This is a genomic window from Pontibacter mangrovi (genome assembly GCF_006385705.1).
Lineage (GTDB): Bacteria > Bacteroidota > Bacteroidia > Cytophagales > Hymenobacteraceae > Pontibacter > Pontibacter mangrovi.
This window is the reverse complement of record NZ_VFRQ01000002.1, coordinates 514,344-531,968: the sequence shown is the minus strand read 5'-3', so window position 1 is coordinate 531,968 and position 17,625 is coordinate 514,344. Positions and strand designations below refer to the sequence as shown.

The following is a 17,625-nucleotide window of genomic DNA, read 5'->3' as shown; positions in this document are numbered from 1 at the left end:
TAAAATAGGCAAACTCTCGCTTGCCTATCTTTCTCTTCTCGCAAATTTGCGCCTATTATTTTCTTTTTGCTACAAAAATCAAACTGGAGTAATCGTTTCCGTTCTTTTCTGCAAAGCTGTTCGACCTATACCCGCTTACCACGCTGCTCAGCATCTTGGTTTTACCCTGCTTGTGCTTCTCGCTTAGCATGCTCACGTAATAGGCGTCAAACTTCATCGGCAGTACCTCCTCCAGCCGCATCTTGTGCTTCTTCAGGAAGCGCTTCATGGTTTGCTGCGTAAAATGGTACAGGTGCCGGGGCACGTCGTATGCTGCCCAATTGTCCTTATACTCCTGCGCATCATGCGAGTCGGCATTGGGTACTGCTATAATCATCGTGCCGTCTTCCTGCAGGCTTTCCAGTAGTTGGGCCATGGTTTCATTCAAAGTATGAACATGCTCCAGCACATGCCATAGCGTGATCATCTCATACTTCTCGCCTTCTATGTCCTCCAGTTTTTCAGCTATTATCTCACCCGTGTTTTCAGCTGCCTTTGCTCGGGCCTTTGCGTTTGGCTCAACACCTCTTATCTCCCAACCATCTTTTTTGCAGGCCGTCAGAAAAGTGCCGGTGCCACAGCCGTAGTCCAGTATACTTCCCTTCACGGGCGAATACCTGTTGATAATCTCTACCTTTTGCTTGGTGGTGATAGAGCGTACCACATGGTAGGCGGTGTTGATAATTCCGCTTGTTGTGTTCGAGTGCGAGATGTAATCATCTGACTCGTAATACTTGCCGATGCTTTGTGCGTCGGGCCGTGGGTTGGTGAACTTAAACGAGCAGTTCGTGCACTCCACAATCACAAAGCTCTCTTTCGATACAGCGTTGTCAGTTACTACTAAAAAGTTCTTGAAGTCTTCTTTGCCGCAGATGGGGCATTGTTCCAGTCTTTCGTAGCTCATTTATTTTCCCAAGTATACCATTAACACGGATATGTCTGCCGGCGATACGCCACTTATTCTAGAAGCTTGCCCAATCGTTTCCGGCTCTATTTTAAGCAGCTTTTCTTTGGCCTCTTTTGATAACGCAGGAATGTCGCGGTAGTTGATTTTGCCTTTGATGCTGTAATTCTCCAACTCGCTCATCTTGGCTGCCATGGCATACTCCTTCTCAATGTAAGTTTCATACTTTACCTGTATACCTGCCTGCTCTACGCTGTCTTTCCCGAACTTGCTCAGGTAATCTGCCACGGCGGGTACTGCTCTGGCTATGTCTTCTATCTCCACATTCGGGCGCTTGATCAGCTGCCCCGCTCGCTGCTTTTCTGCTATCGGCGCAGAGCCGAGCTCTTCTAGCATACTGTTGATATCTCCTGGCTCAATCGGCTTGTTGTTTAAGTAGGCGATGATTTCCGCTGTTTCCGTAATCTTCTTATCCACAGCTTTCAGGCGGTTCTCATCGGCAAGCCCCAGCTCGTAGCCGCGCTTTGTCAGGCGAATATCTGCATTGTCCTGGCGCAGCAGGATGCGGTGCTCCGCGCGAGATGTGAACATGCGGTAAGGTTCATCTGTGCCTTTATTTACCAGGTCATCAATCAACACACCAATGTACGCTTCGGACCTTTTAAGTATAAACGGTTCTTTTTCGTTTATCTTGTTATGCGCGTTAATGGCTGCCATTAATCCCTGGCAAGCTGCTTCCTCGTAGCCGGTGGTGCCGTTTATCTGGCCGGCAAAGTATAGGTTCTCCACCAGCTTTGTCTCCAGTGTCAGGTTTAGCTGCGTAGGCGGGAAAAAGTCGTACTCGATGGCGTAGCCTGGGCGGAACATCTTGGCGTTCTCAAATCCTTCGATCTTGCGCAAGGCTTCATACTGCACATGCTCCGGCAAGGAGCTGGAGAAACCGTTCACATATACTTCCACTGTGTTCCAACCTTCCGGTTCCACAAATATCTGGTGGCGGTTACGGTCCGCAAAGCGGTTGATCTTGTCTTCTATACTTGGGCAGTAGCGTGGGCCGAGGCCTTGAATTCTTCCCTGGAACATCGGCGATTTTTCGAAACCTGTTTTCAGTATTTCGTGCACCTCCGGGTTGGTGTAGGTAATATAGCAGCTGCGTTGTTGTGCCAGTGGCTTGGTATCGGTGTAAGAGAATTTGCTTGGGTTCTCGTCGCCGAACTGCTCTTCCATTTTGCTGTAGTCTAACGAGCGTCCGTCTACGCGCGGCGGCGTTCCGGTCTTCATGCGGCCGGCCTCAAAGCCTAGCTCAATCAGTTGCTCGGTTATTCCTTTTGCAGATCGCTCGGCAGATCGGCCCCCGCCCATCTGCTTCTCGCCGATGTGGATAATGCCATTCAAAAAGGTGCCATTCGTTAAGATAACGGCCTTTCCGCGTATAGTTATCCCCAGGCTGGTACGTACGCCAACGGCCTTCCCTCCTTCTACTTCTATGCCTGTAACCATCTCCTGCCAGAAGTCCACGTTCTCGGTTTGCTCCAGGCTCAGGCGCCATGCCTCTGCAAACCGCATGCGGTCGCTTTGGGCGCGGGGGCTCCACATGGCCGGGCCTTTTGATTTGTTCAGCATCCGGAACTGGATCATGGTTTGGTCAGTGATGATGCCGCTCATACCTCCAAGCGCATCTATCTCTCGAACGATTTGCCCTTTGGCCACGCCGCCCATAGCTGGGTTGCAAGACATTTGGGCAATGGTGTTCATGTTCATGGTTGCCAACAGCACCTTCGACCCCATTTTAGCTGCGGCCGCAGCGGCTTCACAGCCTGCGTGCCCAGCTCCAACAACAATTACATCGTATTCTGGAAACATGTATTCTGGTTTTAGAGATGTTTCACGTGAAACATCAATAGAGGATTGGTAATTCCGTTAAAGCTTAAAATCTACGCAAAGATAAGGAAGAATCTTCTTCTTTGTGCATAAGTGTCTCTTCCTCTTCTGTTTTGTCATTGAAGCCCAGCAGGTGCAGCACGCCGTGAATGATGACCCGGTGCAGCTCATCCTCAAAGTCGGTGCCGTGGTCTTGGGCATTGTCGCGCACACGGTCTACGCTAATAAAAATATCACCTTCAATGATGCCATCGAAATCGGCATTATTGAAGGTGATGATGTCAGTTAGTGTATCGTGATCGAGGTAATCGACGTTGATCTGGTGGAGGTAATCGTCGGAGCAGAAGATGTAGGTCAGGCCGCTTAGTTCCTGTCCGTGTCGTTCAATAACTTCTGCAATCCATTCTGAAACTTGCGCTGGGTTGTTTAGCTCGAAATCTATATCCTCGCTAAAGAACTCAATTGGTTGATCCATTCTCTGGGATAGGGATGTTGAAGATTAACTGTACTTTTTTTCCTTCGTCAAGAAAGTTGACCTCATCGCAAAGGTTGCGCATCAGGAAGATGCCACGTCCGCCGGGGTTTTCCAAGTTTTCCGGTGCAGTAGGGTCTGGCAGGTGCTCATAGTCAAAGCCGGGGCCTTCGTCGGCAACTTCAAAAAGAAGCTTGTTCTCCTCTACTTGCAGCGTTAGATAAACGTTCTTGTCCTTGTCAAACTTGTTGCCATGGCGGATGGCATTGTTTACAGATTCCGTAACGGCTACCATAATGTTGCCATAGATGTCATCTTCAAACTCGAATTCATCTTTAGAATTATCGATAAAACTTTCTATCACTCTGATGTTTTCGATTAGGGAAGGAATCTGAATTTTAACCTGATTCATATTAATCGTTAAGTGTAAATTAGGTGCTGTTTATTTACTAATATTTTGAAAATACTCGTTTACCTTCTGCTTATAATAAGGTGTAAGTGCAGGCGGTATGGTTTTGAGCAATTCTGTTTGTTTCTCTTTAGCCTTCAAGTACTTTTCGAAAGATGGCGGCACTTTGCGGGCAATCTCCTGAGCGGACTTAGCTTCGCGCTTGTTGTCCAATTCTCGTTCTTTGGCAGCCTTCTCCGCTTCCAGTAAGCGGGTCAGTATCTCTCGTTGCCGGCGTATGGTTTGCTCGGTCAAACGTTTATTAACGAGATCAGTTTCGCTTTGTTCCATCATCTTGCTAATATTTCCCAGATCGCCGTTTCGCCCATTTTCGCCAGGTTTTGTTCCCTGTTTATCAAGTTCTTTCAAAGCGTTCCGCAGAGCCTCCTGCTCCGCAGCTAATTTAGCTAATTCTTCAGATAGTGCCTTACCTGATTTGCCACCTTTTTTCAGATCTTCGATTTTTTTGTTCAATTGCTGCTGTAATTCTCCCATGTTACCGGGCATTGGCTTGTTGGCCTTCTGTTTTCCGGCCATGCTGCCTTGCATTTGCTGCATCGCCTGCTGCATCTGCTTCAGGGCGTCGTTCAGCATCAGGGCCAGGTTGTTCATACTTGTCATCGCGAGCTGCTGCTGCCCGGTGGCTTTGCCCAAGTTGCGCTCGCGGAGCTCCTGCATGCTGTTGTCCATACTTTGGTTCATGGCGGCTACCTCACGCGTCACGAACGATTCTATCTGAAATACCTTTTTTGCCAGGGCAAACAAACTGTCTTCAATTACCTGGGCATTATCGCGGAGGTTGAGCTGCTGCTCCGACAGTTCCACAAAACGCGGGTCGCTCTGGTTCACGCTGCGGAACTGCTTCATCAGGTCTTCCTGGTCGAAAGAGAGCGTGATGAGGTTTTCGAGGATGTCGCGCAGGTTGTCGAGGTTCTGCTGCATGCCGGCCATGCTCATGCTGCTCTTCATTTCCTCCATCTGCTGGGCCATCTTTTGCATCTGTTGCCCCGCCTTCTGCTGCGACTCGCTGGCTTTCTTGTTTTGGTTCTTCTGCAGCTGCTCCTGGCTTTGCTGCATCTGCTGCTCTATACTTTGCTGTTCCTGCTGCTGTTGCTCCTCATCCAAAGGATTGGGGTTGTCCAGCTTCTCGTTTAGCTCCTTCAGGTCTTCTACCTGCTCCTTTACCTCCTCAAACTCCTGCTGCAGCTCCTGTTGCTGCTCCTGCAGTTGCTGGTTGTCCTCCTGCTTCTGCTCGGTTTTCTGAGCCAGCTGCTGCTCCTTCTCCCCCATCTCCTCCAATTTGTTGGCGATGTTGTCGAGCTTTTGCTCAAACTGCAGCTGCTTGAACAACTCCAGCGCCCGCTCCAGCTCCCGCTCCAGGTTCTTCTCGCGGTTGTTTAGCTTGCTCATAAGCTGCTGCAGTTCCTGATCATTGGGCTGCTGCTGTTCGAGTAGTTTCTCCAGCTCCTCGTACAGCTTCTTTGTCTCCGGGTCCAGCAGGTCGTTCATGAGCTTCTGCAGTTCCTGCGCTTTCTCGGCAAGCTGCTTGTTTGGCTCGTTAAGCATGTTCTGCTTCTTGTTCAGCTCCTCAAACAGCTCTTTCATTGACGTAATGTCCTGCTCCAGCTGCTTTTTCTTTGCCGCCAGGTCTTCCAACTGCTTTTTGTCCTGCCAGTTCAGGTCGCGCTTGGTCTTTAGCTTATCTTCTGATTTAGACAATTCCTGCTCCAACTGGTTGGCCCGCTCCAGCGTTTTGCTCATCTGGCTGGCCACCGACTGCGAATTATTATCCAGCTCCTTCTGCAGCTCGCGCTTGTCCGGAATTTTTAACTCGTAGCTGCGGGTGCGCGCGCTCTTTGGTCCATGGAGGCCATCGTTGTCCCATACTTGTACAAAGTATTCCAGTTTATCGCCGGGCTGCAGGTTTAAAGCGGCGGTGTTCCACTGATAATAATAGGTTTGGCTGCGCTGCTGCTTGTTCAGCGGCAATGGCTGGCTTTTATACTTTGCCTGCGGGTTTTTATCATTGGTGATGCGGTACAAAAGCGCTAGGCGTGTTAAACCGTAATCGTCCGAAACCTCGCCGCCAAGGATGGTGTAGGCATGCAAAGCCGTATCCTGGTACTGCTCCAGGCTAATTTGTGGGCTCCGGTCCGGAATGGAGGTGATTTGGTAGTTGATCTGCTCTTTGTTTGTGCTGTGCCCGTTGCGCAGGCTGATGCTGTAGTTCTGGCTCTGGCTAATATCCTTGCTCGCGACAAAGGTGTTCCCTTCTTTGGAGGTGAGAAGGCGTTGGGCAGGTTCCTCAAAGATCAGGTTTATACTATCTGTTTCGGAGGCGGAGAAGTTCCAGGTGATCGTGCTGCCCTCGGGCACGGTGGCGTTGCCGGTATTCTGTATCTCATCAGGCTTTCGGTTAAGATACTTTGGGTATTGCACCAGCATCCGAAAGTCCTTCAGGTTTGGCCGCAGGAGCAGGTCTAATGTATAAGCGTCGGAAAAGAAGCCGGAGCCCTCCAACTGAAACTGCACTGGGCGCTGCAGCTGCTTAAACGTATAAGCATAGCTGCCGTCAGAATTCTGGGTAAGCTTTTGGCGGCGGCCGTTGTAGTTGATGTATACTTCGCTGGGCACAGTCTTGCCCTCCACCGCCACATCAAGTATAAAATCCTCGCCGCGGTAAGTCTGCAGTTCCTCGTTCTGCACCACAAAATTGAAAGGAGCCTGTGGCGTGTAGTGCGTTTTGTAATGGATGATGCGCTCGGTGCCCTGTACAAAAATAGTGGGGTACACCAGCATGATCAGGAAAGCAACCAGGGCAGGCAGGGCAATATACTTCAGTAGCGGCCTGTTTTCGCGGTACGAAACAGCCTCCTTAAACTTAAAAGAAAGCATCTGCTGGCTGCGTTGGGCTATACTTGCCCGAATAAGCTCGTTGCTCCGGTCCTGCTCCTGCAGCTGGATGGCGTTCAGCAGCTTGTCTCGGATTTCGGGAAAGTATGCCCCCACCTGCTGCGCCGCCTGCTCATCAGAGAGAACCCGCCGCAGTCGCACCAAGGCGGCAGCCGGCAGGGCTATCCAACGCACAAACACATAAACAACCACCGCCACAAACGAGAACAGCAGGAACGCGCGCACATATTCAGGAAAGTAGAACATGTACTCCAGCAAACTGTACACGATGTAAACAGAAAGCAGGAGCCCAACCGCGAAAATCCCGCCCCGCAACAGCATGTTGAGGTAGAATTTGTGCTTGAACTCCTGCAATTGATGCAGCAACTGATCGAGTGCATCGGTATGTTTCATGTCTTGCTGTTACAAGGTTATGGCATGGCGGCTATAGTTGTAAGTTAAGCAAATACATCTAACGTGCTATACTACAGGTAATAAAAAGTATAAAATCCTGACGTATAACTGTATCGATAACCTTTAGTACTTCCCTACTCCAACTCCAGCAGCACCGGGCAGTGGTCCGAGTGGCGGGCTTCGGTAAGTATGGCAGATCGCTTCAAGCGCTCACGCAGATTTTCAGTAGCCATGTTATAATCAATACGCCAGCCCAGATTTTTGTTGCGTGCGCCGGCGCGGTAACTCCACCAGGTATAGTTGTGCGGCTCCTGGTTAAAATGGCGGAACGTGTCTATGAAGCCGCTATCCACTAGTTTACCCATCCATTCGCGCTCCTCCGGTAAGAAGCCCGAGCTTTTGGCGTTCGATTTCGGGTTGTGGATGTCGATGGGTTTGTGGCAGATGTTGTAGTCGCCGCTCACCACCAGCCCCGGCAGCGTCTGCTTCAGGTCGCCCACGTAGCCGTGGAAATCGTCCATCCACTGAAACTTGAATTTCTGGCGCTCCTCGCCGCTGGAGCCCGAAGGCATGTATACGCTCATCACCGACACATCGCCGTAATCGGCACGTAAAACGCGGCCCTCAAAATCGTAGCACTCTATGCCGCATCCCACCTCTACGTGCTGTGGCTTGTCTTTAGAAAGTATGGCCACACCGCTGTAGCCTTTCTTCACGGCCGGATGCAGGTACACATGGTAGCCCATATCCTCAAACAGCGCTTTGTCGAATTTGGATTCATCGGCCTTGATTTCCTGCAGGCAAAGCACATCGGGGTTGGCAGCCTTCAACCAGGTATCAAAGCCTTTGGTAAGGGCGGCACGGATGCCGTTCACGTTATAGGTAATAATTTTCATGGGGTGAATTTAGGGCGCTTAGCACAGGATTACTTCTGACCCGTGTCACGGGGAAGGAGCAAAAGCGACGACACAAGTATGAATTTCAAAATTTTATACTTCTTCATAAGTACAAGGACGTCAAAAACTGTGCTACGCGTACTGTGTTAAGGTTTTCTGATTTCGTCGGCACGGTTGAAGTACTCGATCACGTGCCACTTCAGCATTTTCTCCTGCTCTTTCAGGTTGGCAAACGGGATGGATTTTACCGCCTTAAAGTGTGGCCAGCCCTCCTCGTCGCGGCCCGTGAACTCGTAATAGCCCGATTCGGCGAAGACGCGGCAGGTGGCGATGTGCATCAAATCCTGCTTCTCCTCCTTGGTAAACTCCCGGATACCCATGCCCAACTCCTGTATCCCGATCAGGAACAGGATGGCATTCATATCGGGCTTCTTGCCGAAGCGCTTCATCAGGTCGGCCCGCAGCTGCGTCCAGTTATGCTCCAGGTTATCGCTATCGTACATTAAGTTGATTGTTAAATTGTTGGATTGCTAAATTGTTGATCCGCATGAAGTATAAACTCTCAATATCAGAACCAACAATTTAACCATGTAGCCATTTAACAGTTTATTCAGCAGATCCCCGCTCCTTCAACTCCTCCCAGTACTCCAGGGCGCGGCGGAAGTGCGGGATCACGATAGAGCCGCCCACCAGGTTGGCGATGGAGGATACTTCCATAAACTGCTCGTCGGTTACGCCCTCTTCGTAGCACTTGCCCAAGTGGTATTTAATGCAGTCGTCGCAGCGCAGTACCATAGAGGCCACCAGGCCCAGCATTTCCTTCGTTTTTACGTCCAGGGCACCCTCCATGTAGGTGTTGGTGTCGAGGTTAAAGAAACGCTTGATTACTTTATTGTCGTATGACATGATGCGCTCGTTCATGCGCGTGCGGTAGTCGTTGAATTCTTCTACTAAGCTCATTGTTAGGTTATTCTTAATAAGGATGACTGTGTATTTAGTCCAAGTATAAAGTTACGGCAAAATCATCAGAATACCTTAAAACCATACTTGCCTGCAAATGTTCGAAGACCTGCTGAGCCTGTTGTTCCCGGAAAGCTGCTACGCCTGCAGCGGCTCCCTGGCGCGCGGCGAGAAGTATATCTGCACCGGCTGCAGCGTAAAGCTGCCCTACACCGACTTCCACGAGCACGGGGCCACGGAGCTGAACCCGCTGCAGCGCAGGTTCTGGGGCAAGGTGCCGGTGCGCTTCGCCTTCTCCTATTTATACTTTATGCCGAAGGGGCGGGTGCAGCGGCTGTTGCATCAGTTAAAGTATAAAGGTGCCAAAGAACTGGGCGAGCACCTGGGGCAGCGCTACGGCTCCCTTCTCTCCGACCACCAGTATAACCAGCAGTTCGACCTGATCGTGCCAGTGCCGCTGCACAAGAATAAACTCCGCCGCCGGGGCTATAACCAGGCTGAACACTTTGCCATTGGCCTCTCGCAAAGTATGGAGGTGCCTTACAACGGCAAGGCTATACTTCGGAACACCCACACCAGCACCCAAACACGCAAAAGCCGCCTCGACCGCTGGCAGAACGTGGAGCAGGTGTTTGAGGTGGCCAGGCCGGAGTTGGTGCTGGGCAAGCATGTGCTGCTGGTGGATGACGTGCTGACGACCGGCGCCACCCTGGAGGCCTGCGCCCGCGCCTTGCTGGCGGCTGGCGCCTCTGAGGTAAGCATTGCCACCATTGCCGCAGCGTAAGTTTTTTGCACAGTTTATCGCCCAAGGAGTTAAAAGATGTTTACCCGTCACGACTTTTTTTCGTAGTCAAGTTAAATGCTTTGCTTTGGTTGCCCCAGCGGCAGCACAAAACAGCATGAGGAAAACTGACTATGATGAACGATAATAAAGCGAACAACGAGCCTGATGTGGTGCTGATCGGCGCAGGCATTATGAGCGCCACCTTAGGAATGATGCTAAACGAGTTGCAGCCCAGCCTGAAGATACAGGTGTTTGAGCGGTTGGATATGGCCGCCGCCGAGAGTTCTGATGCCTGGAACAACGCCGGTACCGGCCACTCAGCCTTTTGCGAACTCAACTACACCCCCGAAAAGCCGGATGGCACTGTCGATATATCCAAGGCTGTGCGTATAGCCGAGTCTTTCGAAATTTCGAAGCAGTTCTGGTCTTACCTGATCAAGAATAACATCATCGAGCTACCCACCTCCTTTATTAAGAACATACCACACTTGAGCTTTGTGTGGGGCAAAGACAACGTAGACTTTCTGCGCAAGCGCTATGGAGCTATGGTAGAATGCCACCTGTTTGATGACATGCTGTATTCCGAGAACCGCGATGAGATAGAACGCTGGATACCGCTTGTGATGCACGGCCGAGACAGCGGAGAGCCTGTGGCGGCCACCCGCATGGATTTGGGTACAGACGTGAACTTCGGCGCCCTGACGCGCAGCATGTTTAACTATATGCAAGACAAGAGCGACGTGAGAATGCACTTTAGCCACGAGGTACGGAAGCTGCGGCAGCGGGAGGACGGGCGGTGGAAAATCAAGGTGAAGGACCTGCAGACGGGCGAAAAGCGCAATGTGTACGCACGGTACGTGTTTATTGGAGCTGGCGGCGGCGCGCTGCCACTGCTAGAGAAATCTGATATTCCGGAAGGAAAAGGCTACGGCGGTTTTCCGGTGAGCGGCCAGTGGCTGCGCTGCACCAACCGCGAGGTAATAGAGCAGCACCGGGCAAAAGTATACGGAAAAGCGGCTGTAGGCTCGCCGCCCATGTCGGTGCCACATCTGGATACGCGCTACATCAACGGCAAGCGGGAGCTGCTGTTCGGGCCTTATGCCGGTTTTTCGACTAAATTTCTTAAGAAAGGCTCTTTCCTTGACCTACCAAAGTCCATCAAAGCTACTAACCTTCGGCCTATGCTTTCGGCGGGTATCAAGAACCTGGCGCTCACCAAGTATCTTATCGATCAGGTGCGGCAGTCGCCGGAGGAGCGTGTGGAGGCGCTGAAAGACTATTTTCCGAATGCCAGGGCGGAGGACTGGGAACTGGAGGTGGCCGGGCAGCGCGTGCAGATCATCAAGCGCGACCCGGACAAAGGAGGCGTGCTGGAGTTTGGTACGGAGGTAGTGAGCGGCGCTAACTGTACCTTGGCCGCTCTGCTGGGCGCTTCGCCGGGTGCCTCCACGGCAGTTTCTATTATGCTGGGCTTGCTGGAGCGCTGCTTTATGCACCGCATGAATACAGAGGAGTGGCAGAAGAAACTGAAGGAGATGATCCCATCTTACGGCCAGTCACTGGCCGATGATCCGGAGCTATTGGAACGTGTGCGGTCTTACAGCAGTGAGGTGCTGGGCCTGGTGCCTGCGGTGGAGAAGAAGTAGTAAATAAAGTATAAGTTTGAAGTATACCAGGGGCAGGAAGCGCTAAAGTATAGCTTTCTGCCCTTGGTTTATACTATTAAATCCGTACCTGCTATACTTTTAAGCGCTAGTCTGCTCGCGGTGCACATCCGACAGCGACGGCTCCGCATATTCGATCTCTTCTTTTGCCTCCAACTCATCAAGCAGCTGCTTTACCACGGCATAGTTTACCCCTAGCGGCACCTCCATCACAAAGAAATCCTCATTCACCTCTACCGACACGCACCCTAGCTGTGCAAACTTCTTCCGGATGTCCAGCAGCGGGATGTCTTCGTCTTGCCGGATAACCTGTATGGTGGAGTTGCCCGAAGGCGTTACTGTTTCCTTGTACACCAAACCTTCCTCCATGGCGTCAAACTCGGCGCGTACCACATCATCTGTGGCAATAAGGGGTACAAAAGAAGGAATGCTGTCGATCTTATATAAGCCTTGGGCGGCATCCACTTCCTGAGCCCAAAGCGTCTCCACTAGTTCGCGGTTAAACACTTCGCTCTGGAAGCGGAAGATAATCTTGTGCCCTTGCGGTTTATCACTCATAAAGGATGTATAAAAGTAAAAAGCCCGAACGTTAGCCCGGGCTTTTTATATGACATTGATTTGTTTTTACTTGTTAGAGCCAGCGTTGATCATGGCGCAACGGAAGCCGATAGTAGCTGTTGATGAGTCCTGCGCCATGTAGCGGCGTGTGCCCGGAGACAGCCAGTAGGCTACGTCTTTCCAAGAACCGCCTTTGTAAACGCGCACCTCGTCGCTCACCAGCGAGTGGTATCCTTCGCTGGAGTCGTAGTTGGTAGCTTCGTCCAGTGTGCCATCGCGGCGGAACGGGTTCAAGTCCTCAACATCCTGGTAAGAAAGCGGACGGTATACGTCCTGCACCCACTCGTTTACGTTGCCAGCCATGTTGTACAGGCCGAAATCGTTTGGAGGGTAAGCATAGATATAGTCTGTGATCATGGCGCCGTCGTTCAGAGAGCCTGCGATACCGGCATAGTCGCCACGTCCGCGCTTAAAGTTGGCCATAAACTTACCCATTTCCTTGCCATACGGGTTACGCACCTGGTGGCCGTCCCATGGGTACAGGCGACGGTTGTTCTGGTTTTCGTCTTCGGTATACTGTGTGCCGATCATCGCCTGCGCAGCATACTCCCACTCTGCCTCTGTTGGGAGACGGTAGTTCGGCAGCACGTAGCCAGACTCGATGGATGGCTTCTCGCCTTCTACAGCCTCTTCATCGCCGCCACGGCCAAACAGGCCTCTTCTGCCACCGCCGCCACCGGCTTGCTGGGCAAGTATCTCGTTTACCTTATTGGTACGCCAGATACAGAAGTCGTTTGCCTGTAGCCAGCTAACGCCTACTACCGGGAAGAAGCGGAAACCTGGGTAACGCAGGTAATACGTTACGTAAGGGTCGTTGAAAGACAGCTGCTGAGACCAAACAGTGGTGTCAGGCAAAGCAGCCTGGTATACTTCCGGCAGAGAGTCGCGCTTCAGGTCGTGCAGGTACTCCAGCCAGTGAATGTTGGCAACCTCTGTTTCATCCATATAAAAGGAAGCCACGGTTACAGTACGCTCGATATTGTCACGCGTCATGGCGATGTCTTCTTCCATGGAGCCAAGCACCGTACGGCCACCTTCGATAAAGATCAGGCCCGGGCCTTGCGGGAACTCTGCGTAGTCGGCTACATCAAAAGCCTCTTCATCCTCGCCATACTCAGCGCCCGTGGCAGAGCTATAGGCACCCGGATTGGTGCTGGTTGGCTGGCCGCCCTTAGAGCAGGCCGTCAACAGGAAACCTCCCACAACCGCAGCCGATAAATACTTGATTAACTTCATAAAATAGTACCTAATTAAGATAAGGTTCTTGTAACGTAGATTAATGTGCAATTATAAATAATATTAGAATGCCGGACAAACAATGCCTCTGTTAATTTTGTTCTTGGGGCGGCTATTAAATATATTATTTATTGCCGCACTTTCAAAAACAACAGAAATCTCGTTTGTGCCGCCGGCCTCTCTGCTTAGTCCTTTTAGTCCTGCATCGTGGCTGAAACCAACCTGCAACTGCCTGAGCTGCAGCCCCGCTATAACGGACAAGGATTGGTCCTGGTTAGTTCCACCAACTACGGGTACTCCTTTATATATTATTCCCAACGTCAGGGGCGTGTATTTAGTATAAAGGCCCAGGTCCAATCTTTTAGAACTTTGCTGATGTATAAATGTGGCGGTAGGGGTAAAGCTAAGCTCAAACAGCTGGCCCTGCTCCTCGTAGGAACGGGCATAAAATTTATATCCGGCCATGGCCGTAAAGCGCATGGGTAACTCGGTTTCCTCTGCCAGCTGGTAAGTAGGTTTGTTTAGGTGAGCCACCGTAAGGCCCGCCCAGAATTGTTTAGAGTAGGCCAGGCCGCCCACGGTAAAATCAACATAAGTGTTTGGACTAAACTGGTTTGCCTCTGCCGATGTAACGGAGACCATGCCGTTGTCCGACAGCTGATCGCCGAAAACAAGGTTGTCGTAATCGAGGTTAAGGTAAGCCATACTTGCCTGCAGCCCTGCCGAGATGGCCCAATTGTCGGTGATGTTGGTATGATAGGCATAGCCCATACTTGCCTGCAGTTTTTTTAGGCCTCCTACGCCGGCGCGGTCTTGCTGCAGTAATAGGCTAATTGCACTTTTCGAATCAAGCAGGCGCAAGTCGGCGGCCAGGGCGTTGGTAACAAAAGAGCCGTTGAGCGCCGGCCATTGTTTGCGGTGCGAAAGTCCCACGCTCCAGCTGTGATCCAGGCCGGCAAAAGCGGGGTTCAGGTACAGGCGGTTGGCAAACTGCTGTGTGTACTGCACATCCTGGGCCAAGGCAAAAGAGGTCCACAGCAAGCCTGTGTACACCAGAAATATCTTTTTAAAACCTGCGCCCATGGTGTGCAATTTTATCTGTTTGCTGCTGTTTAGATGTATTGCTAACGAGTACGTACTTAAACTGAAGTATAAAGTAGCACGATTTTAGCTATAAATTACATAGCTTAGCTCTTATATCCCTTTGAACACCAAAAACTACTACGACTCATGAAAAAAGTAGCCATCGGCTTTTTTATCTTTCTGGCCCTGCTGCTGGCTGCGGCGGTGTTAGTGCCTGTTATCTTTAAAGATAAAATAAAGCTTGCACTGGACCAGCAGATAGAAAACAATATAAACGCGCAGGTGCTATACGAGACGGACAATGTAAGCCTGTCGCTGCTGCGCGATTTTCCTAACCTTTCGCTGGGCGTGGAGAGCCTTACGGTGGTAGGCGTTGACTCCTTCGCCACCGATACCCTGGCCCAAATCCCTTCCTTTAAGATGGGGCTGAACCTGCTGAGCGTGTTCGGCGACGAGCTGAAGGTGAACTCCATCACCCTGGACGATCCCGTGATACGCCTGCTGGTGCTCAAGAGCGGCAAAGCCAATTGGGACATCATGAAGGAGGACACGACCGCCACCGCAGAAACGGACACTGCCGCCTCCGACTTTAACATGGCCATAAAAGGCTGGCAGGTGAACAACGGCACCATCTACTACGACGACCTGAGCATTCCGTTTGGCTTTGCGGCCTACAATGTGCAGCACAGCGGCAGCGGCGACTTTGAGAAGGATGTGTTCGACATGAAATCAAAGACCACGGCAGACCACTTTGTGATGACCTACGACGGCACCAACTACTTAGAAAATGCCCGTCTGGACGCTGACGTGACCATGGCCATGGACCTGAACCAGTACCTTTATACTTTTAAAGACAACAACATCCGCATCAACGAGTTTCCATTCAAGTTCGACGGCACCATTCTGATGCCGGACGAGGCCATTGACTTCGACCTGACCTTCAGCGCTACCGAGACAGACTTCCGCAATGTGCTGTCGGTGGTGCCGGGCATGTATACAAAGGAGTTCGAGAACATAAAGACCGAGGGCAAGCTGAGCTTCGACGGCTACTTTAAAGGCCGCATGATCGATACGCTGATGCCGGGCTACGGCGTGGACCTGAAGGTGATGGAGGGCTATTTCAAGTACCCGGACCTGCCGGAGGCGGCCCGCAACATCAACGTGGACATGAGCGTGGCCAGCAAAGACGGTACACCGCAGAACACCGACGTCAACATCCGCCAGTTCCACATGGACCTGGGCAAGAACCCAGTGGATGCCAAGGTGATGATAAGCGGTCTGGAGACGATGAAGGTGGACGGCAACGTGAAAGCCAACGTGGACCTGGCCGAGCTCACCAAAGTATACCCGGTAGAAGGGATGACGCTGCGCGGCCTGCTGAAAGTGGACGCCGATGCTAAGGGCACCTACTCCGAAACCAGCATGCCGGTGATCGATGCCGACCTGAATCTGACCAACGGCTACATCAAGTCCAAGGATTTCCCGGCGCCCATCCAGAACCTGAACATGGTGACGAACGTGCGCAACACCACCGGCAACACCGACGATACCCGCATCAACATAGAGCGCTTTAACATGAGTCTGGACGGCGAGCCGCTGGAAGGCCGCATGCTGATAACAGGTATAGACAAACCCGCTTTTGATGGGCGCATCAAAGGTATACTGGACCTGACAAAGCTGACGAAGATCTTCCCGCAGGAGGGCATGACCGTGGCCGGCCGCATCAATGCGGATGTTACGGCCAAAGGCAAGCTGAGCGATATCGAGGAAGAGAAGTATAACAACGTGACGGCGAACGGCACCATGGCCATCAGCAACCTGAGTTATGTGAGCACCGACCTGCCGCAGGGGATGAAGATCAGCAAGGCCAACGCCACCTTCAACAACGAGCGCGTGAACCTGCAGAACATGAGCGGCCACCTCGGCAAGAGCGATTTCCAGGCCAGCGGCACGGTGTCCAACTACATCGGCTATGCACTGGCGGATAACCAGTCGCTGCGCGGCAACTTTAACCTTAAGTCTAACACGTTTGATGTGAATGAGTGGATGGTGGACGAAGCCGGCGCCCCTGCCGAAGATGTGGAGGAAGGCGTGGTGGAAGTGCCGAAAAACCTGGACCTAGCCCTGAACATTGACGCCAAGCAGGTGCTCTACTCCAACCTGAAGCTGAACAACGTGAGCGGACAGGTGCAGGTAAAGGACCAGGTAGCTAAATTGAACAAAGTAACTTTTAACACGCTGGGCGGCACTTTTGCCACCAGCGGCAGCTACAACACCAAAAACCTGCAGAAGCCGCTCTTCGACATGAAGCTGGATATCCAGAACCTGGGTTTTAAGGAGGCTTTCGATGCTTTTAATACGGTGCAGGCCTTTGCCCCTATCGCCAAGCTGCTGGAAGGTAAGTTTAACACCAACTTTGCCTTTGCCGGCGAGTTGGGCCAGGACATGGTGCCTATCTTCCAGACGCTGGACGGTGAGGGCGTGATCAAGGTGCTGCGTGCTGCCGTGGCCAATGTGCCGGTGGTGGAGAAGATCAGCAGCCTGACTCACTTTCAGGAACTGCGCAACTTCGTGATCGAGAACAAGATGATAGATGCGCGCATTATAGATGGTAAACTGGTGGTGAAGCCGTTTAACCTGAACATCGGCGATATCGACATGTCGGTGGGTGGCAGCACGGCCGCAAACGGCAACATGGACTTTACCACCGCCCTGAACGTGCCAACCGGAAAGGTGGGCCAGCAGCTCGGGTCTAGTTTGGCGGGCATACTTGGCGCAAACCAAAAACTGGTGAATACCGAGCGCGTTACCCTGAACCTGAGCGTGGGCGGCACCTTCAACGACCCAAAAGTGGCCCTGGCAGGCGGATCTGTAAAACAAAAAGCCGCCGACATAGTGGAGAATGTGGTGCAGGAGAAACTGAACGTGGTGAAACAGCAGGCTGATCAGCGCAAGCAACAACTGCAGGATAGTATAAATGCCGAGCTGAACCGCAAAAAACTGGACGCCGAGCGCCGGGCGCAACAGGAACTGGAGAAAAAGCGCAAGGAGGCAGAGCAGCAGATAAAGAAGCAGGCCGCAGATAAAGTAGGCGGTTTCCTGAAAGGGCTTACCAAGCCTGCCACGCAACAGCCGGACACCACTAATAAAGAATAAGCAAATTATACTTTATTAATGCTGGCAGATCAGCGTTTTACAGAAATCCAGCGGAGGGAAATGCTTCTGCTGGATTTTTATTTTTTAAGCACTATATATTAAAGTGAAACTTTTGCGCGTTTAGGGATGTAAAAGGAGCTTTTCCGAAAGCATAGTGTTTTTAACTAATGCAATTTAA

Annotated in this window: 14 protein-coding genes; 3 read left to right on the top strand and 11 right to left on the bottom strand. The window is 51.6% G+C overall.

Annotation, left to right across the window (positions count from 1 at the left end; genetic code table 11):
- Window positions 1-55: 55 nt before the first annotated feature.
- The 8 genes from FJM65_RS05880 to FJM65_RS05845 all read right to left on the bottom strand — a co-directional run bounded on the left by FJM65_RS05880 (window position 56) and on the right by FJM65_RS05845 (window position 8,906).
- On the bottom strand, window positions 56-943 hold the full coding sequence (locus tag FJM65_RS05880; RefSeq protein ID WP_140620391.1) for a class I SAM-dependent methyltransferase: 888 nt from the start codon (window positions 941-943) through the stop codon (window positions 56-58).
- Window positions 944-2,806: a tRNA uridine-5-carboxymethylaminomethyl(34) synthesis enzyme MnmG gene (mnmG, locus tag FJM65_RS05875; RefSeq protein WP_140620389.1), complete on the bottom strand. Its 1,863-nt coding sequence runs from the start codon at window positions 2,804-2,806 to the stop codon at window positions 944-946.
- A gap of 64 nt (window positions 2,807-2,870) precedes the next feature.
- A complete protein-coding gene (gene ybeY, locus FJM65_RS05870) occupies window positions 2,871-3,299 on the bottom strand; it encodes an rRNA maturation RNase YbeY (RefSeq protein WP_140620387.1) in 429 nt (142 codons plus the stop codon).
- Window positions 3,283-3,708, bottom strand: coding sequence for an ATP-binding protein (locus FJM65_RS05865; protein WP_140620384.1), 426 nt, complete (start codon window positions 3,706-3,708; stop codon window positions 3,283-3,285). The genes ybeY and FJM65_RS05865 overlap by 17 nt, the downstream gene beginning before the upstream one ends.
- 30 nt (window positions 3,709-3,738) lie before the next feature.
- On the bottom strand, window positions 3,739-7,050 hold the full coding sequence (locus tag FJM65_RS05860) for a DUF4175 family protein (RefSeq protein ID WP_140620382.1): 3,312 nt from the start codon (window positions 7,048-7,050) through the stop codon (window positions 3,739-3,741).
- 134 nt (window positions 7,051-7,184) lie between these two features.
- A complete protein-coding gene (locus FJM65_RS05855) occupies window positions 7,185-7,946 on the bottom strand; it encodes an exodeoxyribonuclease III (RefSeq protein WP_140620380.1) in 762 nt (253 codons plus the stop codon).
- 146 nt (window positions 7,947-8,092) lie between these two features.
- Entirely contained in the window at window positions 8,093-8,449 is a 357-nt protein-coding gene (locus FJM65_RS05850) for a hypothetical protein (RefSeq protein ID WP_140620378.1), read from the bottom strand.
- 103 nt (window positions 8,450-8,552) lie between these two features.
- Entirely contained in the window at window positions 8,553-8,906 is a 354-nt protein-coding gene (locus FJM65_RS05845) for a carboxymuconolactone decarboxylase family protein (protein WP_140620376.1), read from the bottom strand.
- Window positions 8,907-9,003: 97 nt separating this feature from the next.
- Here FJM65_RS05845 and FJM65_RS05840 point away from each other — a divergent pair, with 97 nt between their 5' ends.
- Both FJM65_RS05840 and FJM65_RS05835 read left to right on the top strand, forming a co-directional pair.
- Window positions 9,004-9,690, top strand: a complete 687-nt coding sequence (locus FJM65_RS05840) for a ComF family protein (RefSeq protein ID WP_239022848.1) — start codon at window positions 9,004-9,006, stop codon at window positions 9,688-9,690.
- A 134-nt stretch (window positions 9,691-9,824) separates the two neighbouring features.
- Window positions 9,825-11,336 carry a malate:quinone oxidoreductase gene (locus FJM65_RS05835; RefSeq protein ID WP_394348132.1) on the top strand — a complete coding sequence of 504 codons (1,512 nt, stop codon included), beginning with the start codon at window positions 9,825-9,827 and terminating at the stop codon, window positions 11,334-11,336.
- A gap of 99 nt (window positions 11,337-11,435) precedes the next feature.
- Here FJM65_RS05835 and FJM65_RS05830 read toward each other — a convergent pair whose 3' ends face one another.
- The 3 genes from FJM65_RS05830 to FJM65_RS05820 all read right to left on the bottom strand — a co-directional run bounded on the left by FJM65_RS05830 (window position 11,436) and on the right by FJM65_RS05820 (window position 14,291).
- Window positions 11,436-11,912 (bottom strand): DUF4265 domain-containing protein, encoded by a 477-nt coding sequence (locus tag FJM65_RS05830; protein WP_140620372.1) that lies wholly within the window; start codon window positions 11,910-11,912, stop codon window positions 11,436-11,438.
- Between the two features lie 66 nt (window positions 11,913-11,978).
- Window positions 11,979-13,208 carry a gliding motility lipoprotein GldJ gene (gldJ, locus tag FJM65_RS05825; protein WP_140620370.1) on the bottom strand — a complete coding sequence of 410 codons (1,230 nt, stop codon included), beginning with the start codon at window positions 13,206-13,208 and terminating at the stop codon, window positions 11,979-11,981.
- 63 nt (window positions 13,209-13,271) lie between these two features.
- Window positions 13,272-14,291 (bottom strand): PorP/SprF family type IX secretion system membrane protein, encoded by a 1,020-nt coding sequence (locus FJM65_RS05820; protein ID WP_140620367.1) that lies wholly within the window; start codon window positions 14,289-14,291, stop codon window positions 13,272-13,274.
- Window positions 14,292-14,438: 147 nt separating this feature from the next.
- Here FJM65_RS05820 and FJM65_RS05815 point away from each other — a divergent pair, with 147 nt between their 5' ends.
- On the top strand, window positions 14,439-17,447 hold the full coding sequence (locus tag FJM65_RS05815; protein ID WP_140620365.1) for an AsmA family protein: 3,009 nt from the start codon (window positions 14,439-14,441) through the stop codon (window positions 17,445-17,447).
- The last annotated feature ends 178 nt before the right edge of the window (window positions 17,448-17,625 follow it).

Bases quoted from the DNA above. Each gene is read 5' to 3' on its own strand.
- FJM65_RS05835 (WP_394348132.1), top strand. From the start codon at position 9,825: ATGAACGATAATAAAGCGAACAACGAGCCTGATGTGGTGCTGATCGGC.
- FJM65_RS05855 (WP_140620380.1), bottom strand. From the start codon at position 7,946: ATGAAAATTATTACCTATAACGTGAACGGCATCCGTGCCGCCCTTACC.
- FJM65_RS05880 (WP_140620391.1), bottom strand. From the start codon at position 943: ATGAGCTACGAAAGACTGGAACAATGCCCCATCTGCGGCAAAGAAGAC.
- FJM65_RS05845 (WP_140620376.1), bottom strand. From the start codon at position 8,906: ATGAGCTTAGTAGAAGAATTCAACGACTACCGCACGCGCATGAACGAG.
- FJM65_RS05840 (WP_239022848.1), top strand. From the start codon at position 9,004: ATGTTCGAAGACCTGCTGAGCCTGTTGTTCCCGGAAAGCTGCTACGCC.
- FJM65_RS05820 (WP_140620367.1), bottom strand. From the start codon at position 14,291: ATGGGCGCAGGTTTTAAAAAGATATTTCTGGTGTACACAGGCTTGCTG.
- FJM65_RS05860 (WP_140620382.1), bottom strand. From the start codon at position 7,050: ATGAAACATACCGATGCACTCGATCAGTTGCTGCATCAATTGCAGGAG.
- mnmG (WP_140620389.1), bottom strand. From the start codon at position 2,806: ATGTTTCCAGAATACGATGTAATTGTTGTTGGAGCTGGGCACGCAGGC.
- FJM65_RS05815 (WP_140620365.1), top strand. From the start codon at position 14,439: ATGAAAAAAGTAGCCATCGGCTTTTTTATCTTTCTGGCCCTGCTGCTG.
- FJM65_RS05865 (WP_140620384.1), bottom strand. From the start codon at position 3,708: ATGAATCAGGTTAAAATTCAGATTCCTTCCCTAATCGAAAACATCAGA.
- ybeY (WP_140620387.1), bottom strand. From the start codon at position 3,299: ATGGATCAACCAATTGAGTTCTTTAGCGAGGATATAGATTTCGAGCTA.
- FJM65_RS05830 (WP_140620372.1), bottom strand. From the start codon at position 11,912: ATGAGTGATAAACCGCAAGGGCACAAGATTATCTTCCGCTTCCAGAGC.
- FJM65_RS05850 (WP_140620378.1), bottom strand. From the start codon at position 8,449: ATGTACGATAGCGATAACCTGGAGCATAACTGGACGCAGCTGCGGGCC.
- gldJ (WP_140620370.1), bottom strand. From the start codon at position 13,208: ATGAAGTTAATCAAGTATTTATCGGCTGCGGTTGTGGGAGGTTTCCTG.